This window comes from Zoogloea sp., from assembly GCF_030157465.1.
In the GTDB taxonomy this organism is placed as follows: domain Bacteria; phylum Pseudomonadota; class Gammaproteobacteria; order Burkholderiales; family Rhodocyclaceae; genus Zoogloea.
This window is the reverse complement of sequence record NZ_JAOAUU010000058.1, coordinates 178,265-203,170: the sequence shown is the minus strand read 5'-3', so window position 1 is coordinate 203,170 and position 24,906 is coordinate 178,265. Positions and strand designations below refer to the sequence as shown.

The 24,906-nt window shown below is 63.6% G+C and carries 21 protein-coding genes and 1 CRISPR repeat array; of the genes, 12 read left to right on the top strand and 9 right to left on the bottom strand.

Features of this window, described 5'->3' with window-relative positions; all coding sequences use genetic code 11:
• Positions 1–24 precede the first annotated feature (24 nt).
• The 5 genes from Q1W26_RS07520 to Q1W26_RS07500 all read right to left on the bottom strand — a co-directional run bounded on the left by Q1W26_RS07520 (position 25) and on the right by Q1W26_RS07500 (position 3,954).
• Positions 25–546 (bottom strand): hypothetical protein, encoded by a 522-nt coding sequence (locus tag Q1W26_RS07520; RefSeq protein WP_300437960.1) that lies wholly within the window; start codon positions 544–546, stop codon positions 25–27.
• Between the two features lie 121 nt (positions 547–667).
• On the bottom strand, positions 668–1,852 hold the full coding sequence (locus Q1W26_RS07515) for a class I SAM-dependent methyltransferase (protein WP_300437957.1): 1,185 nt from the start codon (positions 1,850–1,852) through the stop codon (positions 668–670).
• A 166-nt stretch (positions 1,853–2,018) separates the two neighbouring features.
• Positions 2,019–2,669 (bottom strand): DUF484 family protein, encoded by a 651-nt coding sequence (locus Q1W26_RS07510; protein WP_300437955.1) that lies wholly within the window; start codon positions 2,667–2,669, stop codon positions 2,019–2,021.
• A gap of 35 nt (positions 2,670–2,704) precedes the next feature.
• Positions 2,705–3,544, bottom strand: coding sequence for a diaminopimelate epimerase (gene dapF / locus Q1W26_RS07505; protein WP_300437953.1), 840 nt, complete (start codon positions 3,542–3,544; stop codon positions 2,705–2,707).
• The gene (locus Q1W26_RS07500; protein ID WP_300437950.1) at positions 3,541–3,954 is read right to left on the bottom strand and encodes a CoA-binding protein; all 414 of its coding nucleotides are present in this window, start codon (positions 3,952–3,954) and stop codon (positions 3,541–3,543) included. The genes dapF and Q1W26_RS07500 overlap by 4 nt, the downstream gene beginning before the upstream one ends.
• Before the next feature lie 143 nt (positions 3,955–4,097).
• On the opposite strand from Q1W26_RS07500, the gene sppA reads away from it, so the two are divergent.
• Positions 4,098–5,870, top strand: a complete 1,773-nt coding sequence (gene sppA, locus Q1W26_RS07495; protein ID WP_300437947.1) for a signal peptide peptidase SppA — start codon at positions 4,098–4,100, stop codon at positions 5,868–5,870.
• 65 nt (positions 5,871–5,935) lie between these two features.
• Here the strand turns inward: sppA and Q1W26_RS07490 are convergent, their stop codons facing one another.
• Both Q1W26_RS07490 and Q1W26_RS07485 read right to left on the bottom strand, forming a co-directional pair.
• Complete coding sequence (locus tag Q1W26_RS07490; RefSeq protein ID WP_300437944.1) at positions 5,936–6,277, bottom strand: DUF2782 domain-containing protein; 342 nt, start codon at positions 6,275–6,277, stop codon at positions 5,936–5,938.
• A 47-nt stretch (positions 6,278–6,324) separates the two neighbouring features.
• Positions 6,325–7,050, bottom strand: a complete 726-nt coding sequence (locus Q1W26_RS07485; RefSeq protein ID WP_300437942.1) for a TIGR00730 family Rossman fold protein — start codon at positions 7,048–7,050, stop codon at positions 6,325–6,327.
• A gap of 60 nt (positions 7,051–7,110) precedes the next feature.
• On the opposite strand from Q1W26_RS07485, the gene polA reads away from it, so the two are divergent.
• The 9 genes from polA (at position 7,111) to Q1W26_RS07440 (ending at position 16,697) form a co-directional block, all read left to right on the top strand.
• Positions 7,111–9,843, top strand: coding sequence for a DNA polymerase I (gene polA, locus Q1W26_RS07480; RefSeq protein ID WP_300437939.1), 2,733 nt, complete (start codon positions 7,111–7,113; stop codon positions 9,841–9,843).
• An 84-nt stretch (positions 9,844–9,927) separates the two neighbouring features.
• Positions 9,928–10,434 (top strand): DUF2242 domain-containing protein, encoded by a 507-nt coding sequence (locus tag Q1W26_RS07475; RefSeq protein WP_300437936.1) that lies wholly within the window; start codon positions 9,928–9,930, stop codon positions 10,432–10,434.
• Complete coding sequence (locus tag Q1W26_RS07470; protein WP_300437933.1) at positions 10,434–11,705, top strand: lytic murein transglycosylase; 1,272 nt, start codon at positions 10,434–10,436, stop codon at positions 11,703–11,705. The genes Q1W26_RS07475 and Q1W26_RS07470 overlap by 1 nt, the downstream gene beginning before the upstream one ends.
• A gap of 321 nt (positions 11,706–12,026) precedes the next feature.
• Complete coding sequence (locus tag Q1W26_RS07465; protein WP_300437930.1) at positions 12,027–13,019, top strand: PEP-CTERM sorting domain-containing protein; 993 nt, start codon at positions 12,027–12,029, stop codon at positions 13,017–13,019.
• 143 nt (positions 13,020–13,162) lie between these two features.
• On the top strand, positions 13,163–13,630 hold the full coding sequence (locus tag Q1W26_RS07460; RefSeq protein WP_300437928.1) for a hypothetical protein: 468 nt from the start codon (positions 13,163–13,165) through the stop codon (positions 13,628–13,630).
• Positions 13,631–13,690: 60 nt separating this feature from the next.
• Positions 13,691–14,536, top strand: a complete 846-nt coding sequence (gene queF, locus Q1W26_RS07455) for an NADPH-dependent 7-cyano-7-deazaguanine reductase QueF (protein WP_300437925.1) — start codon at positions 13,691–13,693, stop codon at positions 14,534–14,536.
• Positions 14,533–15,576, top strand: a complete 1,044-nt coding sequence (murB, locus tag Q1W26_RS07450) for a UDP-N-acetylmuramate dehydrogenase (RefSeq protein ID WP_300437922.1) — start codon at positions 14,533–14,535, stop codon at positions 15,574–15,576. The genes queF and murB overlap by 4 nt, the downstream gene beginning before the upstream one ends.
• Positions 15,577–15,632: 56 nt before the next feature.
• Positions 15,633–16,199 (top strand): hypothetical protein, encoded by a 567-nt coding sequence (locus Q1W26_RS07445; protein WP_300437919.1) that lies wholly within the window; start codon positions 15,633–15,635, stop codon positions 16,197–16,199.
• A gap of 141 nt (positions 16,200–16,340) precedes the next feature.
• Positions 16,341–16,697, top strand: a complete 357-nt coding sequence (locus tag Q1W26_RS07440) for a cupin domain-containing protein (protein WP_300437916.1) — start codon at positions 16,341–16,343, stop codon at positions 16,695–16,697.
• Between the two features lie 27 nt (positions 16,698–16,724).
• Here Q1W26_RS07440 and Q1W26_RS07435 read toward each other — a convergent pair whose 3' ends face one another.
• Positions 16,725–17,519 (bottom strand): alpha/beta hydrolase, encoded by a 795-nt coding sequence (locus tag Q1W26_RS07435; RefSeq protein WP_300437913.1) that lies wholly within the window; start codon positions 17,517–17,519, stop codon positions 16,725–16,727.
• A gap of 208 nt (positions 17,520–17,727) precedes the next feature.
• On the opposite strand from Q1W26_RS07435, the gene Q1W26_RS07430 reads away from it, so the two are divergent.
• Together Q1W26_RS07430 and Q1W26_RS07425 are read left to right on the top strand one after the other, a co-directional pair.
• Entirely contained in the window at positions 17,728–18,015 is a 288-nt protein-coding gene (locus Q1W26_RS07430) for a putative quinol monooxygenase (RefSeq protein ID WP_300437911.1), read from the top strand.
• Positions 18,016–18,076: 61 nt separating this feature from the next.
• Positions 18,077–18,580, top strand: coding sequence for a hypothetical protein (locus tag Q1W26_RS07425; RefSeq protein ID WP_300437908.1), 504 nt, complete (start codon positions 18,077–18,079; stop codon positions 18,578–18,580).
• 257 nt (positions 18,581–18,837) lie between these two features.
• Positions 18,838–24,210: direct repeats of the CRISPR family, unit length 28 nt; unit sequence TTTCTGAGCTGCCTATCCGGCAGTGACG.
• A gap of 129 nt (positions 24,211–24,339) precedes the next feature.
• On the opposite strand, the gene cas6f is transcribed toward Q1W26_RS07425, so the two are convergent.
• Positions 24,340–24,903, bottom strand: a complete 564-nt coding sequence (gene cas6f, locus Q1W26_RS07420; RefSeq protein WP_300437905.1) for a type I-F CRISPR-associated endoribonuclease Cas6/Csy4 — start codon at positions 24,901–24,903, stop codon at positions 24,340–24,342.
• Positions 24,904–24,906 lie beyond the last annotated feature (3 nt).

The window sequence follows — 24,906 nt, the reverse complement described above, 5'->3', positions numbered from 1 at the left end:
CCGCCAGCACAACGCATGAGGCGTTCAGGCGTGCCGGGGGGCGCCCAGCGCCGCCCACACCCGATCGGCGGTGGCGAGAAAATCGGACTGGTTGTCTTCGTGGAAGGGTTTGAGGCACAGGGCCACGGCCTTGGGGGTGATGGTCAGGCCGCCGCGGGTGTCGCGGTCGATCCAGCCGTGCTGGATAAGGTGGCTGACCTTGCGGCGCACGGTTTCGCGCGGGATACCGGTGGATGAACTGATCGAGAAGGCGTTGCAGGGGCGCAGCGGGATATGGTTAGGATCGTCGCAGAAGCTGGCTGCCAGCGTGGCGGGATCGTCGGGCAGCAGGCCGCTGACGTTGTACATGGCGACTTCGCCAAGCACGATGGGCAGCAGCAGGTCGCCCTCGAAGGCGGCATACAGCCGGACCAGATAGCGCAGGTTGTAGCGCGACAGCAGCAAGGCGGCGACGCGCTGCTCGCGCGGTATTTCTGCCACGCTGATACCGGTTTTCTGGCCGGCCGAGACAGACTCGGGAGACTCAGGGGGCAGAGCGGTGGTCATGTGCATCTCCGTGGAATATCCCGAATGGTCAATGTGAAACAATATTTAACCATTCAATGACCAACGGATATACGTCTGCGCCTTGTCGTGCCCCGATAAATCTGCCCCTTCAGGGACTTTGTCACACCTGGCAGGCCAGCCCCTTAAGGTATTCGCCCTCCGGAACGGCCAGACCGACCGGATGGTCGGGGGCCGCCGACAGACGATGCAGGATGCGTGCGTCGATGCCCACGTCAGAGGCGGCACTGGCGACGATCTTCTGGAACATTTCGAGCCCGATTCCACCGGAGCACGAGTAGGTCATCAAAATGCCGCCGGGGTTGAGCAGGCGCAAGCCGAGCAGGTTGATGTCCTTGTAGGCGCGGGCGGCCCGTTCGGCGTGGGCGGCGGACGGCGCGAACTTGGGCGGATCAAGGATGATCAGGTCGAACTTGCGGCCTTCGGCCTTGAGGTTGCGGAGGGCCTGAAAGACGTCGTCCTCGCGCCATTCGGCGCGGCTGGCGTCGAGCTGCGGGTTGAGCGCCATGTTGCGCGCCGCGGTGGCCAGCGCGGGGCCGGACGAGTCGATGGAGATGACGCTTTTGGCGCCGCCGGCCAGTGCCTGCAGCGAGAAGCCGCCGGTGTAGCAAAAGCAGTTGAGCACGTCGCGCCCGGCGGCGAGGCGGCCGGTGAGCTGGCGGTTTTCACGCTGGTCGAGGTAAAAGCCGGTTTTATGGCCGCCGGCCACGTCCACTTCCATGCGCACGCCGTTTTCGACGATGGTGAGCGATTCGGGCATTTCGCCGTAAACCAGGCCGGTAACCGGCCCGAGGCCTTCGAGCTTGCGCACGTCCGAATCCGAACGCTCATACACGGCGCTGCAACCGGTGGCCTGGACCAGCCCGGCAACGATGGCGTCGCGCCACTTGTCGGCGCCTGCGCTGGTGAGCTGGACTACCACCACGGCGCCGTAACGGTCGGCGATGACGCCCGGCAGGCCGTCGGATTCACCGTGGATCAGGCGCACGCCCTCCTGCCCGGCCAGCCAGGGGTGGGCGGCCCGGCGTGCCACCGAAGTCGCCACCGCCCGCTTGATGAAAGCGTGATCGATGGACTGCTCCGGATCGAAACTCCACACCCGCGCCCGGATCTGCGATTCCGGCGACCACGCTGCCCGCGCCAGCGGCTTGCCGCGCGAATCCTGCACCAGCACCGTGTCACCCGGCCGCGCCCGCCCTTCCAGCCGATCTACCGAACCCGCGAAGATCCAGGGGTGACGACGAAGCACGGACCGGTCATTGCCGGATTTGAGAATGAGTTCAGCCATGGTGGGAAAACCAAAGAATAATCAGAAAAATAAACCGCCCAAGCGCCGGAGGGGCGCAGAGGGCGTAGCGAGCGGGTCGAGGTTGTGCCGAGAAGCGCAACCGTACGAACTGTACGGTGAGCATCGCAGGCGCAAGATCGGCCCGCGCAGTAGCCTTATGCGCCCCTCACCCCAATTGGCGGCGGAGGGCGCAGGACACCATCTCGCCGATGCGCGTCACGTACAGCGTGCCCATCTCGGCATAGAACCGTTCCGGGTCTTCGCTGCCCAGGGCCAGCAGCCCGAAGGTTTGCTCGTCGCGGCGCAGGGGCACCAGCGACACCGAACGGATCAGCTTGCCGGCCGGGCCGAACCAGTTGCTTACTTCGCGCAGGGTGGGGACGCCGCAGTAGGGCTGGTTGAGGTCGCCGGTGAAAAAGCGTACTTCCTCGCCAACTGCCAGAAACTCCGGCCCGCTGCGCGACAGCACGCTGTTCCATACCCGGAAGGCCACGTGAGGCACCGCGAAGTCTTCCTGCAGATGCACGTAGATGGCCTGGCGGATCGATTCGAAGTCTTCCGCTTCCAGCAGGGACAGGCCCAGGCGATGCACCTTTTCGCTGATGCCGTCGTTCTCCTCGCCAAAGGCCAGCAGCTCGGCGAACTTGTCCTCAAGCTGGGCGATGCGGTCGCGCAGGGCGATCAGCTGGCGCTCGGTGAGGGAGATGGCCTGTCCGTTGTTGGGGTGGGTCACCGTCAGGTCGGTCAGCAGGGTCGAGTTCTTGTCGAAGAATTCGGGGTTTGCCTGCAGAAACTCGATGACGTCGGAAGCTTTCATGGCGTTGGGCCGGGTTGGAAGTAGGCTGGGGGAAATCAGGGAAGCGTGATTTCAGCGCTGAAGACGCTGACCGCCGGGCCGGTCATCATCACCGGGGTGCCGACGCCGTTCCAGGCGATGGTGAGTTCGCCGCCGCGGGTTTCCACGGTCACCGGCGACACCACGAGTTCGCGCAGGATGCCGGCCACCACCGCCGCACAGGCACCGGTGCCGCAGGCCAGGGTTTCGCCGGCGCCGCGCTCGAAGACGCGCAGGCGCACCCGGTGTTCATCCACGATCTGCAGGAAGCCGGCATTGACCCGCGCCGGAAAGCGCGGATGGTGCTCGATCAGCGGGCCCTGTTCGGCCACCGGGGCGGTATCCACGTTGGCCACCACCTGCACGGCGTGGGGGTTGCCCATGCTGACGGCGGTGATCGCCACCGTGGTGCCGGCTACATCCAGCGGCTGCACGTACGCGTCGGAATCGCTGACGAAGGGCACGTCGGCGGGCGTGAGCACCGGGACGCCCATGTCGACGGTTACATTGCCGTCGGCTTCGAGGCGCGGGGTGATGATGCCTTTTTTGGTCTCGACGCGGATTTCGCGCTTGTCGGTGAGGCCCTGGTCGAACACGAAGCGGGCGAAGCAGCGGGCGCCGTTGCCGCATTGTTCGACTTCGCCGCCGTCGGCGTTGAAGATGCGGTAGCGGAAATCCACGCCGGGTGTCTGCGACGTTTCGACGACCAGCAACTGGTCGAAGCCGACGCCGAAGTGGCGGTCGCCGAGGTAGCGCACCTGGGCTTCGGTGAGCTGGATGTTCTGGCGAACGGCATCGATCATCACGAAGTCGTTGCCAAGGCCATGCATTTTGGTAAAGGCGAGCTTCTGGCTCATGCGATAAAATCCATGTAATCCCGCCATATGCAGCGGTCCATCACCACGGTGATGCCTGCCGCCAGCGCACGTGCGGCGGCGGCCTCGTCGATCACCCCGTCCTGCAGCCAGATGCGCTTCACGCCCAAGGCGATGCATTCGTCCACGATCGGGCCGACTTCTGCAGATGCTCGAAAAACATCCACGAGATCGGGAACGAAGGGCATGTCCGAGAGCCGCGCGTAGGCTTTTTCGCCAAGCACTTCGGAAACCGCCGGTCGAACCGGTACGATGCGATACCCGAAGCCTTGCATCGAGCGCGAAACCCGGTAGCTCGGGCGCTCGGCGCGCGGCGACAGGCCGACGACGGCGATGGTCTTGACCGCCTGCAGCAAGCTGCGGATCTGGTCGGGAGAGGGATTGGTAAACATGGGCGGATTCTACCGGATTGGTGGAGCGCCGAAAGCGTGCGGGCTGCCACAAGCGGCCTGGCAGGCAAACATTGGAGAGCAGGATGGAGCGGAGCGCGCGACCGGGTGTCGTGAGAAGAATGGTGTCAGGCGTCTGGGGGGCCGTGGACCGCCTGCGGCAGGTCAGTCTCAACCTGCTGTTCATCGCCGTGGTGGTGTTTCTCGTGGCGGGCTGGTGGGCCAGCCGGCCGGCGCCACTGCCCACCGATGCGGGGCTGCTGGTGGCCCCCAACGGCAACCTGGTCGAGCAGCGCAGCGCCAAGAGCCCGATCAGCCTGATCCAGGGCGGCGAGGGCATTCATCAGGTGCTGCTGCGCGACGTGATCGACGCGATCCACGCCGCCGCCACCGATCCGCACATCAAGGCGCTGGTCGTTGAAACTGACAGCATGTCGGGTGCCGGCCTCTCCAAGTTGCAGGAGGTGGCCGCCGCCATTGCCGAGTTCCGCAAGGCCGGCAAAAAGGTTTATGCCTGGGGCAAGCACTACAACCAGGCCCAGTACTACCTCGCCGCCCACGCCGACGAAGTGTTCGTGAACCCCGACGGTTATGTATTGATCAACGGTTTCGGGCGCTTTCCCACTTACTTCAAGGGCCTGTTCGACCAGGTCGGCGTGAAGATGCAGGTCTTCCGCGTCGGCACCTACAAATCCTTCGTCGAGCCCTACACCCGCAGCGACATGTCGCCCGAGGACCGCGAGGCCACCAAGATTTACCTCGACGCCGCGTGGCAGGCTTACCAGGCCGGCATCGTTGCCGCCCGCCCGAAAGCCGGCGCAGGCTTTGCCCGTTACGTGAGCGAAGCCCCCGAGCTGCTCGCCGCGGCTGGTGGCGATGCCGCCAAAATGGCCCTCACGGCCGGTTTTGTCGATGGCATCAAGACCGCCGACGAATGGCGCGAATACCTCCGCGAGAAGCTGGGCGCCGGCGCCGAGGGCAAGGGCTACAAGCATGTGGATCTCGGCGCCTATGTGGATCGTCTGCGCGAAGAGGCGCCCCATCCGGCGGCCAAGGTCGGCGTGGTCGTCGCCCAGGGCAGCATCGTCGATGGCGAACAGCCGGCCGGCGTGATTGGCGGTGACACCGTGGCCAGCCTGATCCGTCAGGCCCGCGAGGACGACGCGATCAAGGCGGTCGTGCTGCGGGTCGACAGCCCCGGCGGCAGCGCCACCGCGTCCGAGGTGATTCGCCGCGAACTCGAACTGACCCGTCAGGCGGGCAAAACAGTCGTTGTGTCGATGGGGTCGGTGGCGGCATCGGGCGGCTACTGGATCAGCATGGCGGCCGACGAAGTGTGGGCCAGCCCGACCACCATCACCGGTTCGATCGGCATCTTTGCGATGCTGCCCGATCTCTCCGGCCCGATGGACAAGCTCGGCCTGACCGTTGATGGCATCGGCACCACGCCGCTGTCCGGCGGGCTCGACCTGCGCCGGCCGGTCGATCCGCAGGTGGCCAATGTGCTGCAGCAGACGATCGAATACGGCTACCGGCGTTTTCTGGCAGTGGTGGGCACGGCGCGCAAGATGAGCCCCGAAGCGGTGGACGAGGTGGCCCAGGGCCGTGTCTGGCTGGGGAGCCAGGCGAAGGAAAAAGGCCTGGTGGACAAGCTCGGCGGGCTGGATGCCGCCCTCAAGTCTGCCGCGGCCCGCGCCGGGCTGACCGATTACGACGTGGTCTACGTTGAAAAGCCGATGTCGCCCCGCGACCAGCTGCTGGCCCGCCTGCTCGACAACGGCGACGAGCCCGACGGCACCCAGCCCCGGCCGTCGCTGGTGGAAACCACGCTGGCCCGTCTGCGCAGCGAGCTGCAGGCGCTGGCCCTGTGGAACGACCCGGGGCACATGTATCTGCACTGCCTGTGCGAGGCGCCCTGAACGGGGCAGCGGACAGCAAAAAGGCCGGGTTTTCCCGGCCTTTTTAATGGTGAAGCAGCGCCAGCCTACCAGCGCTTGATCACCCACTTGGGCACGCGGATTCCGCTGTCCTGGGCGTCGCGGCGGGTGAAGTCGCCGTTGCCGATGTCGTCGTAGAGATAGTAGGGCACGCCGTGGGGCGGGGTGACCTTGATCATGTAGAGCTGGCCGTTGGCGCGGAATTCCTCCACCGTGTCCTCGCCCTTCTTGCCGATGGTCACCTGCTGCTCGACCTCGTTGTCGAGTTCCATGCCCTGCGGCGGCGGGGGTGGTTCGGGCAGGGGTTCGAGCTTCTGGGGGGCTTGCTGGGCCCAGGCCGCCGCGGTGACGGCGAAGAGCAGGGCGGCGAAATGATGGACGCGTGGCATGGAGGTCTCCTGACGATGCCGCGATTGTAACCTGCGCGATGGGGCGGTCAGAGGTTGAGCATCAGCTCGTGCTCTTCCGGCAGCGGCAGGAAGCCGCGGCTCTGGTAATGGTTGAAAATGGCATCGACCACCTTTTCCGGCTCGTCGATGATCTGGATCAGGTTGAGGTCTTCCGGGTTGATCATGCCCTCTTCCACCAGCCTGTCCTTGAACCAGTCGATCAGCCCGCGCCAGAACGGCTCGTGGACCAGAATCACCGGAATCTTGCGGCTCTTGCCGGTCTGGATCAGCGTCATGGCCTCGAGCATTTCGTCGAGGGTGCCGAAGCCGCCCGGCATCACCACATAGGCGATGGCGAACTTCACGAACATGAACTTGCGCGCGAAGAAGTGCTGGAAAGTCTGGGAAATATCCTGGTAGGGGTTGGCCCGCTGCTCCATCGGCAACTGGATGTTGAGCCCCACGCTGGGCGACTTGCCGAAGTAGGCGCCCTTGTTGGCGGCTTCCATGATGCCGGGGCCGCCACCCGAGATGACCGAGAAGCCGGCATCCGACAAAAGCCGGGCGATGCGTTCGGTGCTGGCGTAGTAAGGGTGGTCGGGCTTGGTGCGGGCGCTGCCGAAGATCGAGACGGCCGGGCGGATCGGCTTGAGCCGCTCAGTGGCCTCGACGAACTCTGCCATAATTCCAAAAATCCGCCACGACTCCCTGGCCGTGAAGTTTTGTGCCGCCGTAGTGGGCACCACCTTGGGGAGTTTGTCTTTTGCAGTCATTTTTCTTGTAAGGAGTGAGGGGTGAGAGGTGAGGTTTCGCCTGCTCGGCCTCGCGAATCCATGCCCACCCTGTTGCTCGTTGATGGCTCCAGCTATCTGTACCGCGCCTTTCATGCCCTGCCCGACCTGCGCAACTCGGCGGGCGAGCCCACCGGCGCCGTGCGCGGCGTGCTGTCCATGCTACGTCGGCTCGAATCCGACTACAAGGCGGAATACCGCGCCTGCGTATTCGATGCCAAAGGCAAGACTTTCCGCGACGACTGGTTTCCCGACTACAAGGCCCAGCGTCCGTCCATGCCCGACGACCTGCGCGCCCAGATCGAGCCGCTGCACGAGGCGGTGAAGGCCGAAGGCTGGCCGCTGCTGGTTGAAGACGGCGTCGAGGCCGACGACGTGATCGGCACGCTCACCCGCCAGGCCGTCGAGGCCGGCTGGGACGTGGTGATCTCCACCGGCGACAAGGACTTGACCCAGCTCGTGCAGCCCGGCGTGCGCTGGGTGAACACCATGAGCGAGGAAGTGCTCGACGAGGCCGGCGTGACCGCCAAGTTCGGCGTGCCGCCGAATCGCATCGTCGATTACCTCACGCTGATCGGCGACACCGTGGACAACGTGCCCGGCGTTGAAAAGTGCGGCCCCAAGACCGCCGTGAAGTGGCTTACCGAATACGGCACCCTCGACAACCTCATCGCCAACGCCGACAAAGTGGGCGGCAAGGTCGGCGAAAACCTGAGAAAACACCTGGATTTTCTGCCCCTCGGCCGCCGGCTGGTAACCGTGGTCACCGACCTGAGCCTGCCGGTTGCGCTCACCGAACTGCTCGCCCGTGAAGACGACAAGGACGTGCTGGCCGCCATTTACCGGCGCATGGAATTCAAGGGCTGGCTGAAGGAACTCGAAGAGGGCGTCCATCGCCCGCTTGCCCCGGCTGCCGGCGCCGCCGAAGCCACTGAGCCCACAGAAGCTCCGGGCGAACCCGGCGCCCATCGCACCGGCTACGAAACCCTGCTCGACTGGGCATCCTTCGACGCCTGGCTGGCGAAGATTTCCGCTGCCGGGCTTACCGCCTTCGACACCGAAACCACCGGCCTCGACCCGATGCTGGCCACCCTGGTCGGCATGTCGTTTGCCATCGTTGAGGGCGAAGCGGCCTACCTGCCGCTCTCCCACCGCTACGCCGACGCGCCGGCCCAGCTGCCGCTGGCCGAAGTGCTGGCAAAGCTCAAGCCCTGGCTCGAATCCGACGCCCACCGCAAGCTCGGCCAGAATCTGAAATACGACGCCCACATCCTGGCCAACCACGGCATCCAGCTTGCCGGCATTGCGGAAGACACGCTGCTCGAATCCTACGTGCTGGAAAGCGACAAATCCCACGACATGGATTCGCTGGCCAGCCGCCACCTCGGCATCAAGACGCTCACTTACGCCGAAGTCTGCGGCAAGGGCGCCAAGCAGATCGGTTTTGGCGACGTGGAGCTTGCCCGCGCCACCGAATACGCGGCCGAAGACGCCGACATCACCCTGCGCCTGCACCACAACCTGGCGGCTCAACTGGCGGCCGAGCCGGGCCTTGCCGCGCTGTACCGTGACATCGAACTGCCCACCGCCCGGGTGCTTTTCGAGATGGAACGCAACGGCGTGCTGATCGACGACTTCCTGCTCGCCCAGCATTCCGAAGAACTCGGCCGCCGCCTCCACGAGCTGGAGCAGCAGGCCCACGTGCTGGCCGGTCAGCCCTTCAACCTGGGCTCGCCCAAGCAGCTTGGCGAAATCCTGTTCACCAAGCTCGGCCTGCCGGTCGTCAAAAAAACGGCCACCGGCCAGCCCTCCACCGACGAGGACGTGCTCTCCCAGCTCGCCGACGACTATCCGCTGCCCAAGCTGCTGCTCGAGCACCGCAGCCTCGCCAAGCTCAAGAACACCTACACCGACAAGCTGCCGCTGATGGTGAACCGCCTCACCGGCCGCGTGCACACCAGCTTCAGCCAGGCCGTGGCCGTCACCGGCCGCCTCGCCAGCTCCGAGCCCAACCTGCAGAACATCCCCATCCGCACGCCGGAAGGCCGCCGCATCCGCGCCGCCTTCATCGCCCCCAAGGGCCACAAGATCGTGTCGGCCGACTACTCGCAGATCGAACTGCGCATCATGGCCCACCTGTCCGGCGACGCCGGCCTGACCGGCGCCTTCGCCCGCGGCGAGGACGTGCACCGCGCCACCGCCGGCGAGATCTTCGGCGTCACCCCGCTGGAAGTGACCAGCGAGCAGCGCCGCTACGCCAAGGTGATCAACTTCGGCCTGATCTACGGCATGAGCGCCCACGGCCTGGCCAAAAATCTCGGCATCGAACGCGTTGCCGCCGCCAACTACATCGACCGCTACTTCGCCCGTTACCCCGGCGTCGCCGCCTACATGGAGCGCACCCGCCTGGAGGCCAAGACCAAGGGCTACGTGGAGACGGTGTTCGGGCGCCGCCTGCACCTGCCGGATATCCGCGCCCAGCAGGTCGGTCGCCGCCAGGGCGCCGAGCGGGCCGCGATCAACGCGCCGATGCAGGGCACCGCCGCCGACCTGATCAAGAAAGCCATGATCGCCACCTCCCAGTGGCTCAAGGAATCCGGCGTCAAGTCGCGGCTCATTCTGCAGGTGCACGACGAACTGGTGCTCGAAGTGCCTGACGCCGAAGTGGCGCTGATTCGCGAGCAACTGCCCAGATTGATGGCCGGCGTGGCGCAACTTTCCGTGCCGCTGCTTGCCGAAGTGGGGGCTGGAGACAACTGGGACGAAGCCCATTGAGCGCGGGTGCATGAATTGACCGGGCGGCTCGATCCCGCTGCCCGGCACGCTTCCTTCACCCGTTCATGTCTCGTGAAAACACCCATGCGCTACCGCATCACCCTTATCGCCTGCCTGTGGCTTGCCGCCTGCAGCACGGTTTCCAAGCCCAAGGACGACTCCTACCGGCTGGAACACTTCGCCCCCGATTCGCCCTTCGAGCAATCCTTCGAAGTGTCGCCGTCGGCGGCCTGCGAAGCCGGGCGGCGGGCGCTGCTCAGCCAGGGCTACCTCATCGAGGAAAGCAAGCCCGACGCCGTGCGGGCCAAGAAATTCTTCCAGCCCGACCGGAGCACCCAGGTCCAGCTCACCTTCAGCCTGTTCTGCCTGTCCGAAGGCGACGGCTCGGCCGTGTACGCCAACGTGCGCCAGATGCGCGAAGAACTTAAAGCCGGCTCGGCCAGCACCGGCCTCAGTGTCACCGGCATCGGCTCCCTGTCGCTGCCCTTTGGCGGCAACAACGAAAGCCTCGTCAAGGTCGGCGAGGAAACCGTCACCGACAGCGAGTTCTACGGCCGCTTTTTTGCCCTGATGCAATCCTTTATCCGCTGATGAAACCACCCTTTCAGACCATCAATGCCGATCCAGGGCCCCAGGCCCCAGCCAAAATCCGCGGGCGACTGAAGTCGCCCCTGCAGGGGGTGGCCATTGCGCTGTTCCTGGCCTCGGCCGCCCAAGCCGCCCCGGTGCCCGATCCGGCCCGCTTTGCGCCTTGCCTTGCCGAACTCAAGCCCGACGCCCAGGGGCGCGGCGTTTCGGGGGCTGCCTTCGACCGCCTCACCGCCAGCCTTGTGCCCGACATGAAGGTGCTCGAACTCCTCGACTACCAACCCGAATTCCGCACCGCGATCTGGGATTACCTCTCGGCGCTGGTGGACGACGAACGCGTGGCCGACGGCCGCGCCATGCAGGCCCAATGGAGCGAAGTGCTCGCTGCCGTGTCTGCCCGCTACCGGGTCGATCCGGCCACGGTGGTGGCCGTGTGGGGCGTGGAAAGCAACTTCGGGCGCAACTTCGGCGCCCGCCCGCTGCTCACCTCGTTGTCGACGCTGTCGTGCTACGGCCGCCGCCAGGCCTACTTCCGGGGCGAGTTTTTCGATGCGCTCAAGATCGTCGATTCCGGCGACGTGAAGGCCGAACAACTCACCGGCTCGTGGGCAGGCGCCTTCGGCCATACCCAGTTCATGCCCTCCACCTTCCTGCGCCTCGCGGTGGATTTCGACGGCGACGGCCGGCGTGACCTGGTGGGCAGCGTGCCCGATGCGCTGGCCTCCACCGCCAACTTCCTCAAAAAAGCCGGCTGGCGCGAAGGCGAGCCCTGGGGCTACGAAGTGCGCCTGCCGTCCGGCTTCGACGCCAGCAACGCCGGCCGCCGCAACAAGCAGCCGCTGGCCAGCTGGAGCGCCCGTGGCATCACCCGCATCGACGGCAGCCCGCTGGGCGGCGGCGACGCCCCGGCCGGGCTCATGCTGCCCGCCGGCCCGCGCGGCCCGGCCTTTCTGGTGTTTCGCAACTTCGACGCCATCTACGGCTACAACGCCGCCGAAAGCTACGCTCTGGCCATCGCCCACCTGGCCGACCGCCTGAAGGGTGGCCAGCCCTTCGCCACGCCCTGGCCCACCGACGACCCCGGCCTCTCCCGCGTCGAGCGGCGCGAACTGCAAACCCTGCTGATCGCCCGCGGCCACGCCATCGGCACTGTTGACGGCATGCTCGGCGACGCCAGCCGGGCAGCTATCCGCGCGGAACAGCAGCGTCTTGGCCAGACTGTGGACGGACGCGCCGGCCAGAAACTCCTCACCGCCCTGCGCGGCCCCCGCTGAACAGAACTGACCACCGGGATGGCCGCATGCCTTGAGCCCGGGGCGGGGAGCGGTCAGTCTGAGTTTGTCGGGTTTTTTTACATTTTTTGATGCTGCATCCTGTTTGGATCACCGCCGTTGGGGCTGACGGATTAGCGTAGTGATTTATGTTTTCCAGCAAGCAGTTGATTGTTTGTGAATATTTACATTTCAGAGGGGCGTTCCGGCTTCTTGATGTGATTCCTGGTACATTAATTGCATGGCGGCAAGCTCCTTTTCATATTAACATTGGATGGTTGCGGCAACTTGCCGTGCCTGTCTGATCAACACGGGATTCAAACCATGCACCTTCAGCCGCAGAATCGAGTCGCGCACTTCGTGCGCCTTGCACTCAAAGGTGGCGTCGTTGCCACATGTCTGGCCTTTGGTTCGGCCGCCCAGGCGGGTATCGCCTTTCAGTTCAATTTCTCCGGTGCATTTACCGACGGCGCCAACAATGATGCCGCCCAGCAAGGGGCCATGGTCACGGCCGGCAATCTGTTCTCGAACATGTTCGGCAACTATTTCAGTAACAGCGGCACGATCGTGCTGAATGCCTCGGGCTCTGACGATCCCCTGAGCAATACCCTGGCGTCGGCCAGTTCGGCAGTCGTAGACAGTGGTGCGGCGGGGCTCGTGGGATCGGTTGTCCGTGACAAGCTGCTGACCGGCATCGACAAGAATGGCGCCACAGCGGACGGCAGTGTTGACGTGAATTTCGGCGCGGCCTGGCAGCTGGATCCCAACGCGTTGGTCTTGGGCTCCGAGTTCGATTTCTATGCCGCAGTCTTTCACGAACTCACGCATGCTCTCGGGTTTGCCTCGACGATCGATCCCGTGCCGGGTGGCAACCCGTACTTTCCTAATCAGTGGAGTGCTTACGACACCTTCCTGCGCGACAAAAATGGCAACGTCATCATCGATGCCGGCTTCAACCTGAATCAGGTCATCTTTGATACGGCCAGCGTCGGCGGAACAGGCAATGGGGTGTACTTCGGTGGGACCAACGCCGTGGCTGCCAACGGCGGCAACCCGGTGGCGCTTTACAGCCCGACGACCTTCGATCAGGGCAGCAGCGTAAGCCATCTGGACAAGAACGTTTTCCCCAGCGACATGATGAAGCACGACCGGGATTTCGGCCCGCAGGAAGCACGTGACTACAGCCTTGTTGAAGTCGGCATCCTGACCGACCTCGGTTACACCCGGACTGTCGCGAACAGCGTGCCGGAGCCGGCCAGCCTGGCCCTGGTCCTTGCCGGCGTGGGTGGTCTGCTTGCCCGTCGCCGCAAGGCCTGATGCCACTGCACAGTGAGATGACGGGATTCCGGCAACGGGGTCCCGTTTTTTCATCCGGGCGAATCTACGCTGTGCCTGTTCTGCACAGATATGTGTTGCGCGGCATTCTGAGTGCCCTCCTGTGCCTGATCGGTGGTAGCGCAATGGCTGCTGAACGCAGCTTCGTGGCGGGTGGCCCGCCCCTGAACTATCGGCTTGATGAACTCAGCGTACGCTTCCTGCGACAGCCCGGCCATGGTTTGCCTGGTTGGCGGGTAAGCCTTGCGGGGTCGGGGGCTGCCCTGCTGGAACGCGATAGGCAGAAGCGTCATTTCGTCTATCCCGTCAAGGATTTGCTGGCCCTGGTGAACGAGCTTTACCGGATTCGCTTCTTTGAACTGCCGACAAACTACACGACGAAATATTCGGTCTTCATCAAGGACGATGGCCTGCTCGGCACGCAAGGCTTGCGAATGTCGGATGCGTCCAACACCCGCGTCTGCTTTACCGTGGCCGCCTACGAGAAGTGCGTCAGCTATGGCGCCGATGGCCCTCGCGAGTTGGAGGCGCTTGTGCAGCACGTCGCAGCCGACGTTGAGCGCTTGGTGAGTCCTGGCTTGTCCGAGCCTTAGGCCGCTTATATCGTGGCGCTGTCCGGGTGCGCGGGGCATCCGCCGTTTTACAATAGGCAGATGCTTACCCGACACCCTTCCCATCCCGACGCCTCGCCCCTCGGCAAGCCCGTTGCCTACGCCCAGCATTACGCGCCCGAGCTGCTCTTTCCGATCACCCGCCAGGGCAAACGCGACGAAATCGGCATTTCCGGCGACGCCCTGCCCTTCATCGGCGAAGACCTGTGGAACGCCTACGAGCTGTCGTGGCTCGACCCCCGGGGCAAGCCGGTGGTGGCGCTGGCCCGCTTTCACGTGCCGGCGTATTCGCCCAACCTGATCGAATCCAAGTCCTTCAAGCTCTATCTCAACGCGTTCAACCAGACCAAGGTTGCCAGCGTCGATGTGCTCACCGAAACCCTCACCCGCGATCTCAGCGCCGCCGCCGGTGCGCCGGTTAGTGTGCGCGTCGAGCCGCTGAGCACGCGCCCCCAGCGTCACATGGGCTACCCGAAGGGCGTGCTGCTCGACACCCTCGAGATCGACGTGGACCGCTACACGCCCGCGCCGAGCCTGCTCAGCGCCGACCACGCGCTGCCCCACGTGGGCGAAACCCTGTACTCCCACCTTCTCAAGTCCAACTGCCTGGTTACCGGCCAGCCAGATTGGGCCATGATCGTCGTGCGCTACAAGGGCGCCCCGATCGAGCGCGAGGGGCTGCTGCGCTACATCATCTCGTTTCGCCAGCACAACGAATTCCACGAGCAGTGCGTCGAGCGCGTGTTTACCGACATCCTGCGCGAATGCCGGCCCACCGCCCTGTCGGTGTGGGCGCGCTACACCCGCCGCGGCGGGCTCGACATCAACCCCTGCCGCCGCACGCCGGGCATGCCGGTGCCGCCGGACTTCGCCGAAATCCGCCAATGACCCACCCCGATCCGCTCCGCCAGAACGTCGCCCTCGACGCACTCAACACCCTGCGCCTGCCGGCCCGCGCCGCCTGGTTTGCCGCCATCGACAGCGTCGACACCCTGCGCGCCGTGCTCGACGACGCGCGCATCCAGGGCCTGCCGCGGCTGGTGCTGGGCGGCGGCTCCAACCTCGTGCTGGCGGGGGATTTTCCCGGCCTCGTGCTGCAGGTCGCCTTTCATGGCCGCAGCCGCGTGCAGGAAGATGCCGACGCCTTCTACGTTCGCGTCGGCGGTGGCGAAAACTGGCACGACTTTGTGCGCTGGACGCTCGAAATGGGCTGGCCCGGCCTCGAAAACCTCTCGCTGATCCCCGGCACCGCAGGCGCCGCCCCGGTGCAGAACATCGGCGCCTACGGCATCGAGGTGTGCGAGCACTTCTACAGCCTGCGCGCCTACGACCTCGAAACCGGCAAAACAGTGGGTTTCGACAAGGCCGACTGCGCCTTTGCCTACCGCGACAGCTTTTTCAAGCAGCAGGGCGCCGGGCGCTACCTGATTGCCGCCGTCACCTTTCGCCTGCCCAAGCGCTGGACACCGATCACCGGCTACGCCGACGTGGCCCGCCAGCTGGCCGCACAGGGCATCGCCGTGCCAACGCCGCTGCAGGTTTCGGATGCCGTCATCGCCATCCGCCGCGCCAAGCTGCCCGACCCGGCCGAGATCGGCAACGCCGGCAGCTTCTTCAAGAACCCGGTGGTCGACGCCGCGGAGTACGCCCGGCTGGCGGCCCTTCATCCCGGCCTGCCCCATTACCCGCAGGCCGACGGCCGCGAGAAGCTCGCTGCCGGCTGGCTGATCGAGCAGGCCGGTTGGAAAGGCCGCCGCCTCGGCCCGGTGGGCTGCTTCGAGCGGCAGGCGCTGGTCCTGGTCAACCACGGCGGAGCCACCGGCGCCGACGTGCGGGCCACCAGCAATGCCGTGCGCGCCGACGTACGCGCCCGCTTCGGGGTCGAGCTGGAGCCCGAGCCGGTCTTCGTCGGCGGGCCGCTGCCCTAAAGCTTTTCGGGCCCGTGCCGAAAGTACCGGGATCGATTACACGTCCGGAGACAGCCATGAGTACAGCAGAAGAACGGCGCGGCAGCAGCGCACAAACCCCCGACCTGGACTGGAGCCAGGTGCGCGAGACGGTACTCATGCTCGAACTCGCCGTGGGCCAGATCGACGCCGCGATGAAGGAAGGCGGCAGCTCGGTCGAGGTGCTCACCGACTCCTTCACCTCGATGGCCGGCTACATGCGCCTGATGGGCAACGCCCTGGAAAAACTGCCCGACAGCCCCGCTACCGCCGAACTCAAGGCCACCCTCATCGACCAGGCCGGCGAAGTCTCCAGCCGCGTCCAGCGCTCGATCATCGCCTTCCAGTTCTACGACAAGCTCAGCCAGCGCCTCGCCCACGTCTCCCTCAGCCTCGAAGCCCTCGGCGGCCTCGTCACCGACCAGCGCAAGATCTACAGCCCCTTCGAATGGGTGGCCCTGCAGGAAAAAATCCGCGCCAAGTATTCCACCCGCGAAGAAATCGAAATGTTCAACGCGGTGATGCAGGGCATGCCGGTGAAGGAAGCCCTGGAGCACTACAAAGCCGAAATGAAAGACAAGGGCGACGACGTCGAACTTTTCTGAAACAGTTCAATAAAGCCCGGGCCGCTCGCTGCGCGGGTTTTACAGAAAATACTCATTGGGGCTCGAAGGCCCTTGCCCGCTACGGCTTAAACTGCGCGGCTTCCTGTTTCAACTCAATTCATCCCGTTTTGCTTTGCCCCGATGCCTGTCATCCATTTTTCCGATCCCGCTCCCGATCCTGCTGAAGACCGTCCGGCCCTGAGTCGTGCCGTCGGCACGCCCCCGCGCCGGCTTACCTTTGAACGCTATGCCTCCGGGGACGGCGGGATTTCCATGGGCGACTGGGAATGCGAGCCGGGCGCCTGGCGCATCGCCTTTCACGAAGGGCGCCACGAGTTTTTCCAGGTTATGAGCGGGCGCCTGCGGATTGTCGATGCGGCCGGCAATGGCCGCGAGTTCGGGCCGGGCGACGCGGGCATCATTCCGGCGGGTTTCATCGGCACTTTTGAAGTGCTGGAGCGGGTGCGCAAGCGTTACGCGATGATCGACCGGCCCTGAGCCGCACCCGGTTTCACCCGCCGGGTGTCACACCGTGGTCAGCCAGTCGGCCAGCGCGCCGGCGGCTTCCTGCCACTGGGGGTCGAGCATCAGCATGTGGCCGGCGCGCTCGATGGTAACGCTGTGCGCCCGCCACGCCAGCGCGGTAAAAAACAGCATCGACGCCGGAAACACCTGGTCTTCCGAACCGCCCATCACCAGCGCCGGAATGTTCGGCCGCCGCCCGGTGCGCATGAAGGGCAGGGCGACCATCTCGGCCACGGCGTGGTCGGATTCGGCGCCGATCATCGGCATGAACTGCAGGGTGTCCTCGAACGGCATGTCCGGCGAGAAATACACCCGCGCCATCACCTGCAGCGTGCGGGTGCTTGGCGTGCCGGCCATGGCGTTGGGCAGCTCCTCGAAAAAAGCCGGTTCGGTGACCGCCAGCCGGCTGGCGGTGCCGCCGGTTCCGGTAGGCGGCACCGGCGACAGCAGGGCCACGCCCGCCGCCTCACCATCGACCAGATAGCGCTGGACCACCTGCGTACCCATCGAATGACCGATCAACACCGGCTGCGCCGGCAGGCTGGACACCGCCCAAGCCAGATCCTCCGCGTAATCGGCCAGCCCGAACTCGTGGAGCCGTTCATGCCCGCCGCTGGCCCCGTGGCCGGAAAGATCGAGCGCAAAGCAGTCGTAGCCGCGCGCGTTGAGAAACGGAATGAAATTGACCTGCCAGCACAGCGAGTGGGTATAGCCCCCGTGGACGAACAACAAGGGCGGCCGGCCGGACGGTTGGGGTGCAGGGTGGTGGTGGAGTTTGAGCTTGCGTGGCGACATGGCGAGGGACGAAATCCGGCAGGAAGAGAAGTGGAGGGAAGAAGTCGAAAGAAGTCGAAAACGACCTTTGGGCAGCGGCCCCGGCCTCTGCCCCGATTTTGGCACGGCGGCGCGGCCGTGCGGGCGATAGGCTAGAATCCGTCGGCCCGCCAGAGCGGCGGGCCCGGCCTGCCGCTTCGACCCTTTCCCCCCTCAGGAGATTCCCCCCGTGACCATCCACATCGTTGCCCGCTTCACCGCCCGTCCCGACTCCGTCGATGCGCTGCGTACCCTGCTGCTCGGCATGCTGGAGCCCACCCGCAAGGAAGAAGGCTGCATCAGCTACCAGCTGCTCAACAACACTGGCGACGCCACCGACTTCACCTTTGTCGAAGAATGGGCCAGCCAGGCCGCCATCGACGCCCACATGAAAACCCCGCACCTCACGGGCTTGGTCGCGGATAGCGCGCCGCTGCTGGCCAGCCCGCTGGACGTACGTTTCTACACCGCCTGCTGAAAGCCATACGCCGGCGCAGCGGGCCTGCCGCAAGGCGTTCGCCCGCGCCGGCCATCGATCCATGAACGACAGTGAAACCAACGCGGCCTTCGAGCCCGACGAGCCCGCTTCCATCAAGCAAGACCGGCTGTGGAGCGACAACGGGTGGACCGCCCGTGTCATCAAGAATGAAGACGACGACGGCTGGGCCGTCGCCATGATCAAGGACGGCGAAGCCGAGCCCGCCCTGGTCGGCCCCTGGACCATGGGGCGCGACAAAAAGAATCCCAAGCCCCTCGACGCCAACGCCTTCCAGACCCTCGTCAAGACCGCCTCGGAAGTCCTGCGCCGCCACGAACAGCACCTCCACGCAATGCTGCACAAGCGCATCACCGTGAGCGCCGCCGACGGCCCCGTCGAAGTCACCCTCGACATCGTCCCCGACGACTACGAACCCTACGCCATCCTCTCCGCCCTCGACCCCTTCGGCGAAGAACTCGCCCAAGTGCGCGTGGACGCCGGCTTCAAACTGAACCGAAGCAGCGCGACCAAGTGGGTGGAAGGCGGGTTTGGGGCGGTGAGGTGAGGTAAAAACGCGCCGGGGGTGTGGATAATCGGGATGTTTGATGGGTGGCGGGTGAATCGCAAGGCCGTCAGAAAAGCCGCTCCCGACAGCACGAGAGTCACCGCAATCGCCACAACGATCAAGCTGCCACTATTTGGCCTGCCAGAGAAAAACAGTATTGCCGCAAAAGTGAAGGCCCGCCCGGCACGTCGTATCTTTGTCATGGGTTGCCCTTCTTAATCAGGCCAGCCGAAAAGTAGAAGCGGTCTTCGAGTGTTTTTCTGAGCTACCTATCCGGCAGTGACGAATGCCAAGCCTGGGCAGAGCTGGCACAACTGTTTCTGAGCTGCCTATCCGGCAGTGACGACTCGGGCGGGGCGGCGAACTGGTCCGCCAATTTTCTGAGTTGCCTATCCGGCAGTGACGGATCATCTTCGGCGTCTTCCAGCGCAGCGGCTTTTCTGAGCTGCCTATCCGGCAGTGACGAAGCCATGCCCTGCGAAATGCAATTGTATTCATTTCTGAGCTGCCTATCCGGCAGTGACGCCGATCCAGTTCGAGCTGCTTGAATCCGACATTTTCTGAGCTGCCTATCCGGCAGTGACGGGGCTTGAACTCGGGCGACTCGGCCGGCGTCTTTTCTGAGCTGCCTATCCGGCAGTGACGACGCGTGCAGCCTGGGCATCGGTCATGCACACTTTCTGAGCTGCCTATCCGGCAGTGACGGGTGACCTGCGACGGAGAAATGCGAGCATTTTTTTCTGAGCTGCCTATCCGGCAGTGACGTGCCTGGTCCGAATCCACCGCGGCCGAGTCCCTTTCTGACCTGCCTATCCGGCAGTGACGATTCAGCAGACGGCTTTGGCGTCGTAACGTCTTTTCTGAGCTGCCTATCCGGCAGTGACGTACAGGCACCATCCGAAGGCAAAAAGCCATCATTTCTGAGCTGCCTATCCGGCAGTGACGTGATTCGCCCGTCATGCGCATTTATTAACTTGTTTCTGAGCTGCCTATCCGGCAGTGACGAATTACTGTTCGACTTTCCGCCGCCGTTAACCTTTCTGAGCTGCCTATCCGGCAGTGACGATAGGTGTAGAGGGCATGCCGGCGCACAAAGCTTTCTGAGCTGCCTATCCGGCAGTGACGGTGGCTGGCTGTGCATATCATCGGATGGGGCATTTCTGAGCTGCCTATCCGGCAGTGACGATGCCAGGTGCCTTTTTAGTGCCCATGCGATCTTTCTGAGCTGCCTATCCGGCAGTGACGCGCATGCGTGCTATCAGTTCGAGCGGCACCTGTTTCTGAGCTGCCTATCCGGCAGTGACGGCCGGCTGGTTACCGATGCCTGGACGCTCTTCTTTCTGAGCTGCCTATCCGGCAGTGACGAGAGACCACATCGTCCTGGTGTGGCCTCCGAATTTCTGAGCTGCCTATCCGGCAGTGACGCTCCGGGCGGTCCTCGATGATCCATTCTTCGCTTTCTGAGCTGCCTATCCGGCAGTGACGATGCAGCCCAGCGCGGGGCCGAAGTAGCCAATTTTCTGAGCTGCCTATCCGGCAGTGACGTGGGAAACGACGGCATGACCGTCAATTTCGGCTTTCTGAGCTGCCTATCCGGCAGTGACGTCCAGGCATTTCGAGCTGCGGCAGCGCGAGCGTTTCTGAGCTGCCTATCCGGCAGTGACGTCCGCCGCGGTCATCCTTGATGTCCGTGAGTTTTTCTGAGCTGCCTATCCGGCAGTGACGTCGACCTGCCGCTATCGCGCGTCTATGCACTTTTTCTGAGCTGCCTATCCGGCAGTGACGGACTGCTGCGCTCAGGGCCGGGACAGAAAGCATTTCTGAGCTGCCTATCCGGCAGTGACGAGCTCCGCGGCCATGCGCTCCTTGTCGGAGGTTTTCTGAGCTGCCTATCCGGCAGTGACGTCGATCTGATTAGGATGTTGCGCAATCAGATATTTCTGAGCTGCCTATCCGGCAGTGACGTGCCCATTTAGGCAAGCGCGATTCATCCTTCAGTTTCTGAGCTGCCTATCCGGCAGTGACGACAGGGGGGGAACATGTGCCAATGGTTGAGCTTTTCTGAGCTGCCTATCCGGCAGTGACGGCGGATGTCGCGAACCCACTGCGGGTGCATTGTTTCTGAGCTGCCTATCCGGCAGTGACGATCCAGGGGATCCAGTTGGTGGTGAGCGCGCCTTTCTGAGCTGCCTATCCGGCAGTGACGCGCAACGTTCCGTTGTCGAGCGTGGCCATGTTTTTCTGAGCTGCCTATCCGGCAGTGACGACACCTTCCCAGCCCACAACAAAGCGCAGCAGTTTCTGAGCTGCCTATCCGGCAGTGACGGCAGATAGATCCCAGGCGCGGGGCTGCATGGATTTCTGAGCTGCCTATCCGGCAGTGACGGCGTTGGATCGTGCATTTTCGGCCAGGGAAAATTTCTGAGCTGCCTATCCGGCAGTGACGACGCCAGAGGCCCCGACAACGTTATTGGCAAATTTCTGAGCTGCCTATCCGGCAGTGACGACCGGGCGGCCATGCGGCGCACTGCGCGCTCGTTTCTGAGCTGCCTATCCGGCAGTGACGGCAGCGGCAGAGGGAGTCTGAGCCGCCGGAGTTTTCTGAGCTGCCTATCCGGCAGTGACGCTTTGCAGTGATGATGTACTCGCCATCTTCCTTTTCTGAGCTGCCTATCCGGCAGTGACGTGCGCACTTTCCGACGTAAGCGCCGTCCGGCATTTCTGAGCTGCCTATCCGGCAGTGACGGAACGCATTGCCCCTGTTGTTGCCAGCCTGCCTTTCTGAGCTGCCTATCCGGCAGTGACGTCTGACGGCATATGTCGGAGTGCGCACCTCTGTTTCTGAGCTGCCTATCCGGCAGTGACGCGGGCAATTACTTGCCCGGAATCGCTAGAGACTTTCTGAGCTGCCTATCCGGCAGTGACGGCGATGTCGGCCATCGTGTCCTCTACTCGATCTTTCTGAGCTGCCTATCCGGCAGTGACGTAATCCAGCGTGAGCACGCCGCTCTTGAGGGTTTTCTGAGCTGCCTATCCGGCAGTGACGGCGATAGCGCTGGATGTGGCCGTATTCAACGATTTCTGAGCTGCCTATCCGGCAGTGACGCGCTTCTAGTTTCCCAGGCGGCCTTCGATGCTTTTCTGAGCTGCCTATCCGGCAGTGACGAGACTCGATCTTGTCAAGTTCTTTCATGATGATTTCTGAGCTGCCTATCCGGCAGTGACGGCCCACGGCGCGTGGAGCATGGTGATCGAGTTTTTCTGAGCTGCCTATCCGGCAGTGACGGTGGCCATGTTGGCGATGAGCGAGCAGATCAATTTCTGAGCTGCCTATCCGGCAGTGACGCTGCGGCCCTTGGAGCTCAGCTCCTTGAGTTCTTTCTGAGCTGCCTATCCGGCAGTGACGGGGCCGATGCGCTCTCTGACGAGCTGCAGAACCTTTCTGAGCTGCCTATCCGGCAGTGACGGCCAGGGCGGATGGGGAGCCCCGGACTTCACCTTTCTGAGCTGCCTATCCGGCAGTGACGGGCCATCACCAGCAGCGGGGCCAGCGCCTGGGCTTTCTGAGCTGCCTATCCGGCAGTGACGTCTGGCTGGCCAGCTGCCGCTGCCGGTTTGCATTTCTGAGCTGCCTATCCGGCAGTGACGGTGCCTTTGCCGATCATGCCGCGGGTGTTGCTTTTCTGAGCTGCCTATCCGGCAGTGACGCTGAAAGTCGGTCAAGACTCGCATCGTCAGGCTTTCTGAGCTGCCTATCCGGCAGTGACGGACCAGGTAGATGTCGGCACCGGCCGAGCGAGTTTTCTGAGCTGCCTATCCGGCAGTGACGTTGGCGTCGGCAAAAATACTGCGCCGCTGGATTTTCTGAGCTGCCTATCCGGCAGTGACGGCCGCCACCCGCCTTTCGGCCAGCATGATGCATTTCTGAGCTGCCTATCCGGCAGTGACGGGAATCGCCAGCGCGCCGTCGTGGTCGGTGAGTTTCTGAGCTGCCTATCCGGCAGTGACGTTGCCCGACAAGCCCACACGTGCCGACTTGGATTTCTGAGCTGCCTATCCGGCAGTGACGAAAACGACCACCCCGCTACAGATCACCAGCGATTTCTGAGCTGCCTATCCGGCAGTGACGAGACCGCCAGCTCGCCTTCCTCGTGCTCTTCATTTCTGAGCTGCCTATCCGGCAGTGACGATGCTGTTGCTGGATGCGAACCCGACCTTCGATTTCTGAGCTGCCTATCCGGCAGTGACGGCTTGTTTTGTTCGGCAGCAAGGGAGGGGCTTTTTCTGAGCTGCCTATCCGGCAGTGACGTCGATCAGATTGCGGAAGTCGCGATGGTTCGCTTTCTGAGCTGCCTATCCGGCAGTGACGGAAGCAATTTCGTTATCGTAATTCTGCGTTTTTTTCTGAGCTGCCTATCCGGCAGTGACGTGATGCCCGGTGCATTTGTACGGCTCATGTCCTTTCTGAGCTGCCTATCCGGCAGTGACGATCAACAGGCCCCAGCAGCGGCTCCATGCTTATTTCTGAGCTGCCTATCCGGCAGTGACGGCGCTCCCACATGTCCAGCCGCATTTCTTCGATTTCTGAGCTGCCTATCCGGCAGTGACGATATAACGCTCTTTCCGCTCCTTAGTGACGACTTTCTGAGCTGCCTATCCGGCAGTGACGATTAAGGACGTATGACATTGCATTAAGCACGTCTTTCTGAGCTGCCTATCCGGCAGTGACGCACGCAGCAGGCCGGTAAGTCGGTAAGTGCGCTTTCTGAGCTGCCTATCCGGCAGTGACGCTGACCGACTGCGCCGGGACGGCGAGCGGAGATTTCTGAGCTGCCTATCCGGCAGTGACGGTATTTACGCAGGTTTTAAGGGATTCTTAAAATTTCTGAGCTGCCTATCCGGCAGTGACGTAGATGCGGTCTACGCTGACACACTCCGCTTCTTTCTGAGCTGCCTATCCGGCAGTGACGGACCAGGCCCTCGAATGGGGCTTTGCCACCCATTTCTGAGCTGCCTATCCGGCAGTGACGCTGAGTGGACGCGGCGGCGGCCGCGGGGGACGTTTCTGAGCTGCCTATCCGGCAGTGACGGGCGTCACCCCGTCCGGTACCTGATCCATGCCTTTCTGAGCTGCCTATCCGGCAGTGACGCACTGCCACCCCGGCCGCTGCGGTGTCTGCCGTTTCTGAGCTGCCTATCCGGCAGTGACGTCAATGAGCGCAAGAGCATTCAACCCCCGAAATTTCTGAGCTGCCTATCCGGCAGTGACGTATCTGTTTTTGTAGTCGTGCCGTCAGGATTTTTTCTGAGCTGCCTATCCGGCAGTGACGAATGGCTCTTCGGCATGTAGCTGTATGGCTGATTTCTGAGCTGCCTATCCGGCAGTGACGTCGAGATGTGCCGCGACGACTGCGGCGCGCATTTTCTGAGCTGCCTATCCGGCAGTGACGCCGAAGAACAGATCAATGAAGCGATGCGGCTTTTTCTGAGCTGCCTATCCGGCAGTGACGAGTCGTACAAGGCCGAGTCAGACCGCATGGCATTTCTGAGCTGCCTATCCGGCAGTGACGCAGCGTTGCGCCCGCGAGGCCAAGCACCTCAATTTCTGAGCTGCCTATCCGGCAGTGACGTAGAGACTACCAGTCTTTAGTGCCTGATTGTTAAAGAGAAATGCTGCCTTTTAGCGCCATGACCCAAAAAACGCAGCCCCTGCTAAAGCCCCGAAAATCAAGGCTTTTACAGGGGCGATAAAAAAAGGGTCAGAACCAGGGGATGGTTGTAGCCGGGCTAAGGCCGTAGCTTCCAAAGGTGCCTGGCCGGGATTCGTCCGCGATGGGCAGATGCTCGACGAAGAGGCGGAACTGCTGTCCGGTACTCCGACTGCTCAGCAAAAGAAAAGGCAGATCGAGCTGCTCGGCACGGCTGTCCGGAATGGCAGCCAGGGCTTCTTCGGGAGATACGCCTTTCCTTGCGATGAGGCGGCGGCGCTCCCGCTCCGGATTGCTGTGGGCCTGGACGCGTCGAACAATGCGGTGACGCGCCCCGGCCGGCACCGGTGCGGGGCCGTCGATGGCAACGTGATCACGCATGCCCGTCAGCCAGTCGGTCCCCATGAAGTCACTCAAGTCGGCTGCGCTGCCGTGCAAACGCAGCCGACTCCCCAAGCCACGATGAGCCTCCTTGACGTCCGGAAAACTCACCCCGATAGCGCCCTCCCCGTGCCCGACCAGGCCCCGGTGAAACTTGCTGAACAGAGCGTTCATCAAGGTTGTGGCGGGGAATTCCGGATCGGGAAGAAGGCGGATTTCCAGGTAATGGTCCATGGC

Coding starts and splice junctions, on each gene's coding strand:
- Q1W26_RS07520 (WP_300437960.1), bottom strand. CDS start 546: ATGACCACCGCTCTGCCCCCTGAGTCTCCCGAGTCTGTCTCGGCCGGC.
- Q1W26_RS07515 (WP_300437957.1), bottom strand. CDS start 1,852: ATGGCTGAACTCATTCTCAAATCCGGCAATGACCGGTCCGTGCTTCGT.
- Q1W26_RS07510 (WP_300437955.1), bottom strand. CDS start 2,669: ATGAAAGCTTCCGACGTCATCGAGTTTCTGCAGGCAAACCCCGAATTC.
- dapF (WP_300437953.1), bottom strand. CDS start 3,544: ATGAGCCAGAAGCTCGCCTTTACCAAAATGCATGGCCTTGGCAACGAC.
- Q1W26_RS07500 (WP_300437950.1), bottom strand. CDS start 3,954: ATGTTTACCAATCCCTCTCCCGACCAGATCCGCAGCTTGCTGCAGGCG.
- Q1W26_RS07490 (WP_300437944.1), bottom strand. CDS start 6,277: ATGCCACGCGTCCATCATTTCGCCGCCCTGCTCTTCGCCGTCACCGCG.
- Q1W26_RS07485 (WP_300437942.1), bottom strand. CDS start 7,050: ATGACTGCAAAAGACAAACTCCCCAAGGTGGTGCCCACTACGGCGGCA.
- polA (WP_300437939.1), top strand. CDS start 7,111: ATGCCCACCCTGTTGCTCGTTGATGGCTCCAGCTATCTGTACCGCGCC.
- Q1W26_RS07475 (WP_300437936.1), top strand. CDS start 9,928: ATGCGCTACCGCATCACCCTTATCGCCTGCCTGTGGCTTGCCGCCTGC.
- Q1W26_RS07470 (WP_300437933.1), top strand. CDS start 10,434: ATGAAACCACCCTTTCAGACCATCAATGCCGATCCAGGGCCCCAGGCC.
- Q1W26_RS07465 (WP_300437930.1), top strand. CDS start 12,027: ATGCACCTTCAGCCGCAGAATCGAGTCGCGCACTTCGTGCGCCTTGCA.
- Q1W26_RS07460 (WP_300437928.1), top strand. CDS start 13,163: ATGGCTGCTGAACGCAGCTTCGTGGCGGGTGGCCCGCCCCTGAACTAT.
- queF (WP_300437925.1), top strand. CDS start 13,691: ATGCTTACCCGACACCCTTCCCATCCCGACGCCTCGCCCCTCGGCAAG.
- murB (WP_300437922.1), top strand. CDS start 14,533: ATGACCCACCCCGATCCGCTCCGCCAGAACGTCGCCCTCGACGCACTC.
- Q1W26_RS07445 (WP_300437919.1), top strand. CDS start 15,633: ATGAGTACAGCAGAAGAACGGCGCGGCAGCAGCGCACAAACCCCCGAC.
- Q1W26_RS07440 (WP_300437916.1), top strand. CDS start 16,341: ATGCCTGTCATCCATTTTTCCGATCCCGCTCCCGATCCTGCTGAAGAC.
- Q1W26_RS07435 (WP_300437913.1), bottom strand. CDS start 17,519: ATGTCGCCACGCAAGCTCAAACTCCACCACCACCCTGCACCCCAACCG.
- Q1W26_RS07425 (WP_300437908.1), top strand. CDS start 18,077: ATGAACGACAGTGAAACCAACGCGGCCTTCGAGCCCGACGAGCCCGCT.
- cas6f (WP_300437905.1), bottom strand. CDS start 24,903: ATGGACCATTACCTGGAAATCCGCCTTCTTCCCGATCCGGAATTCCCC.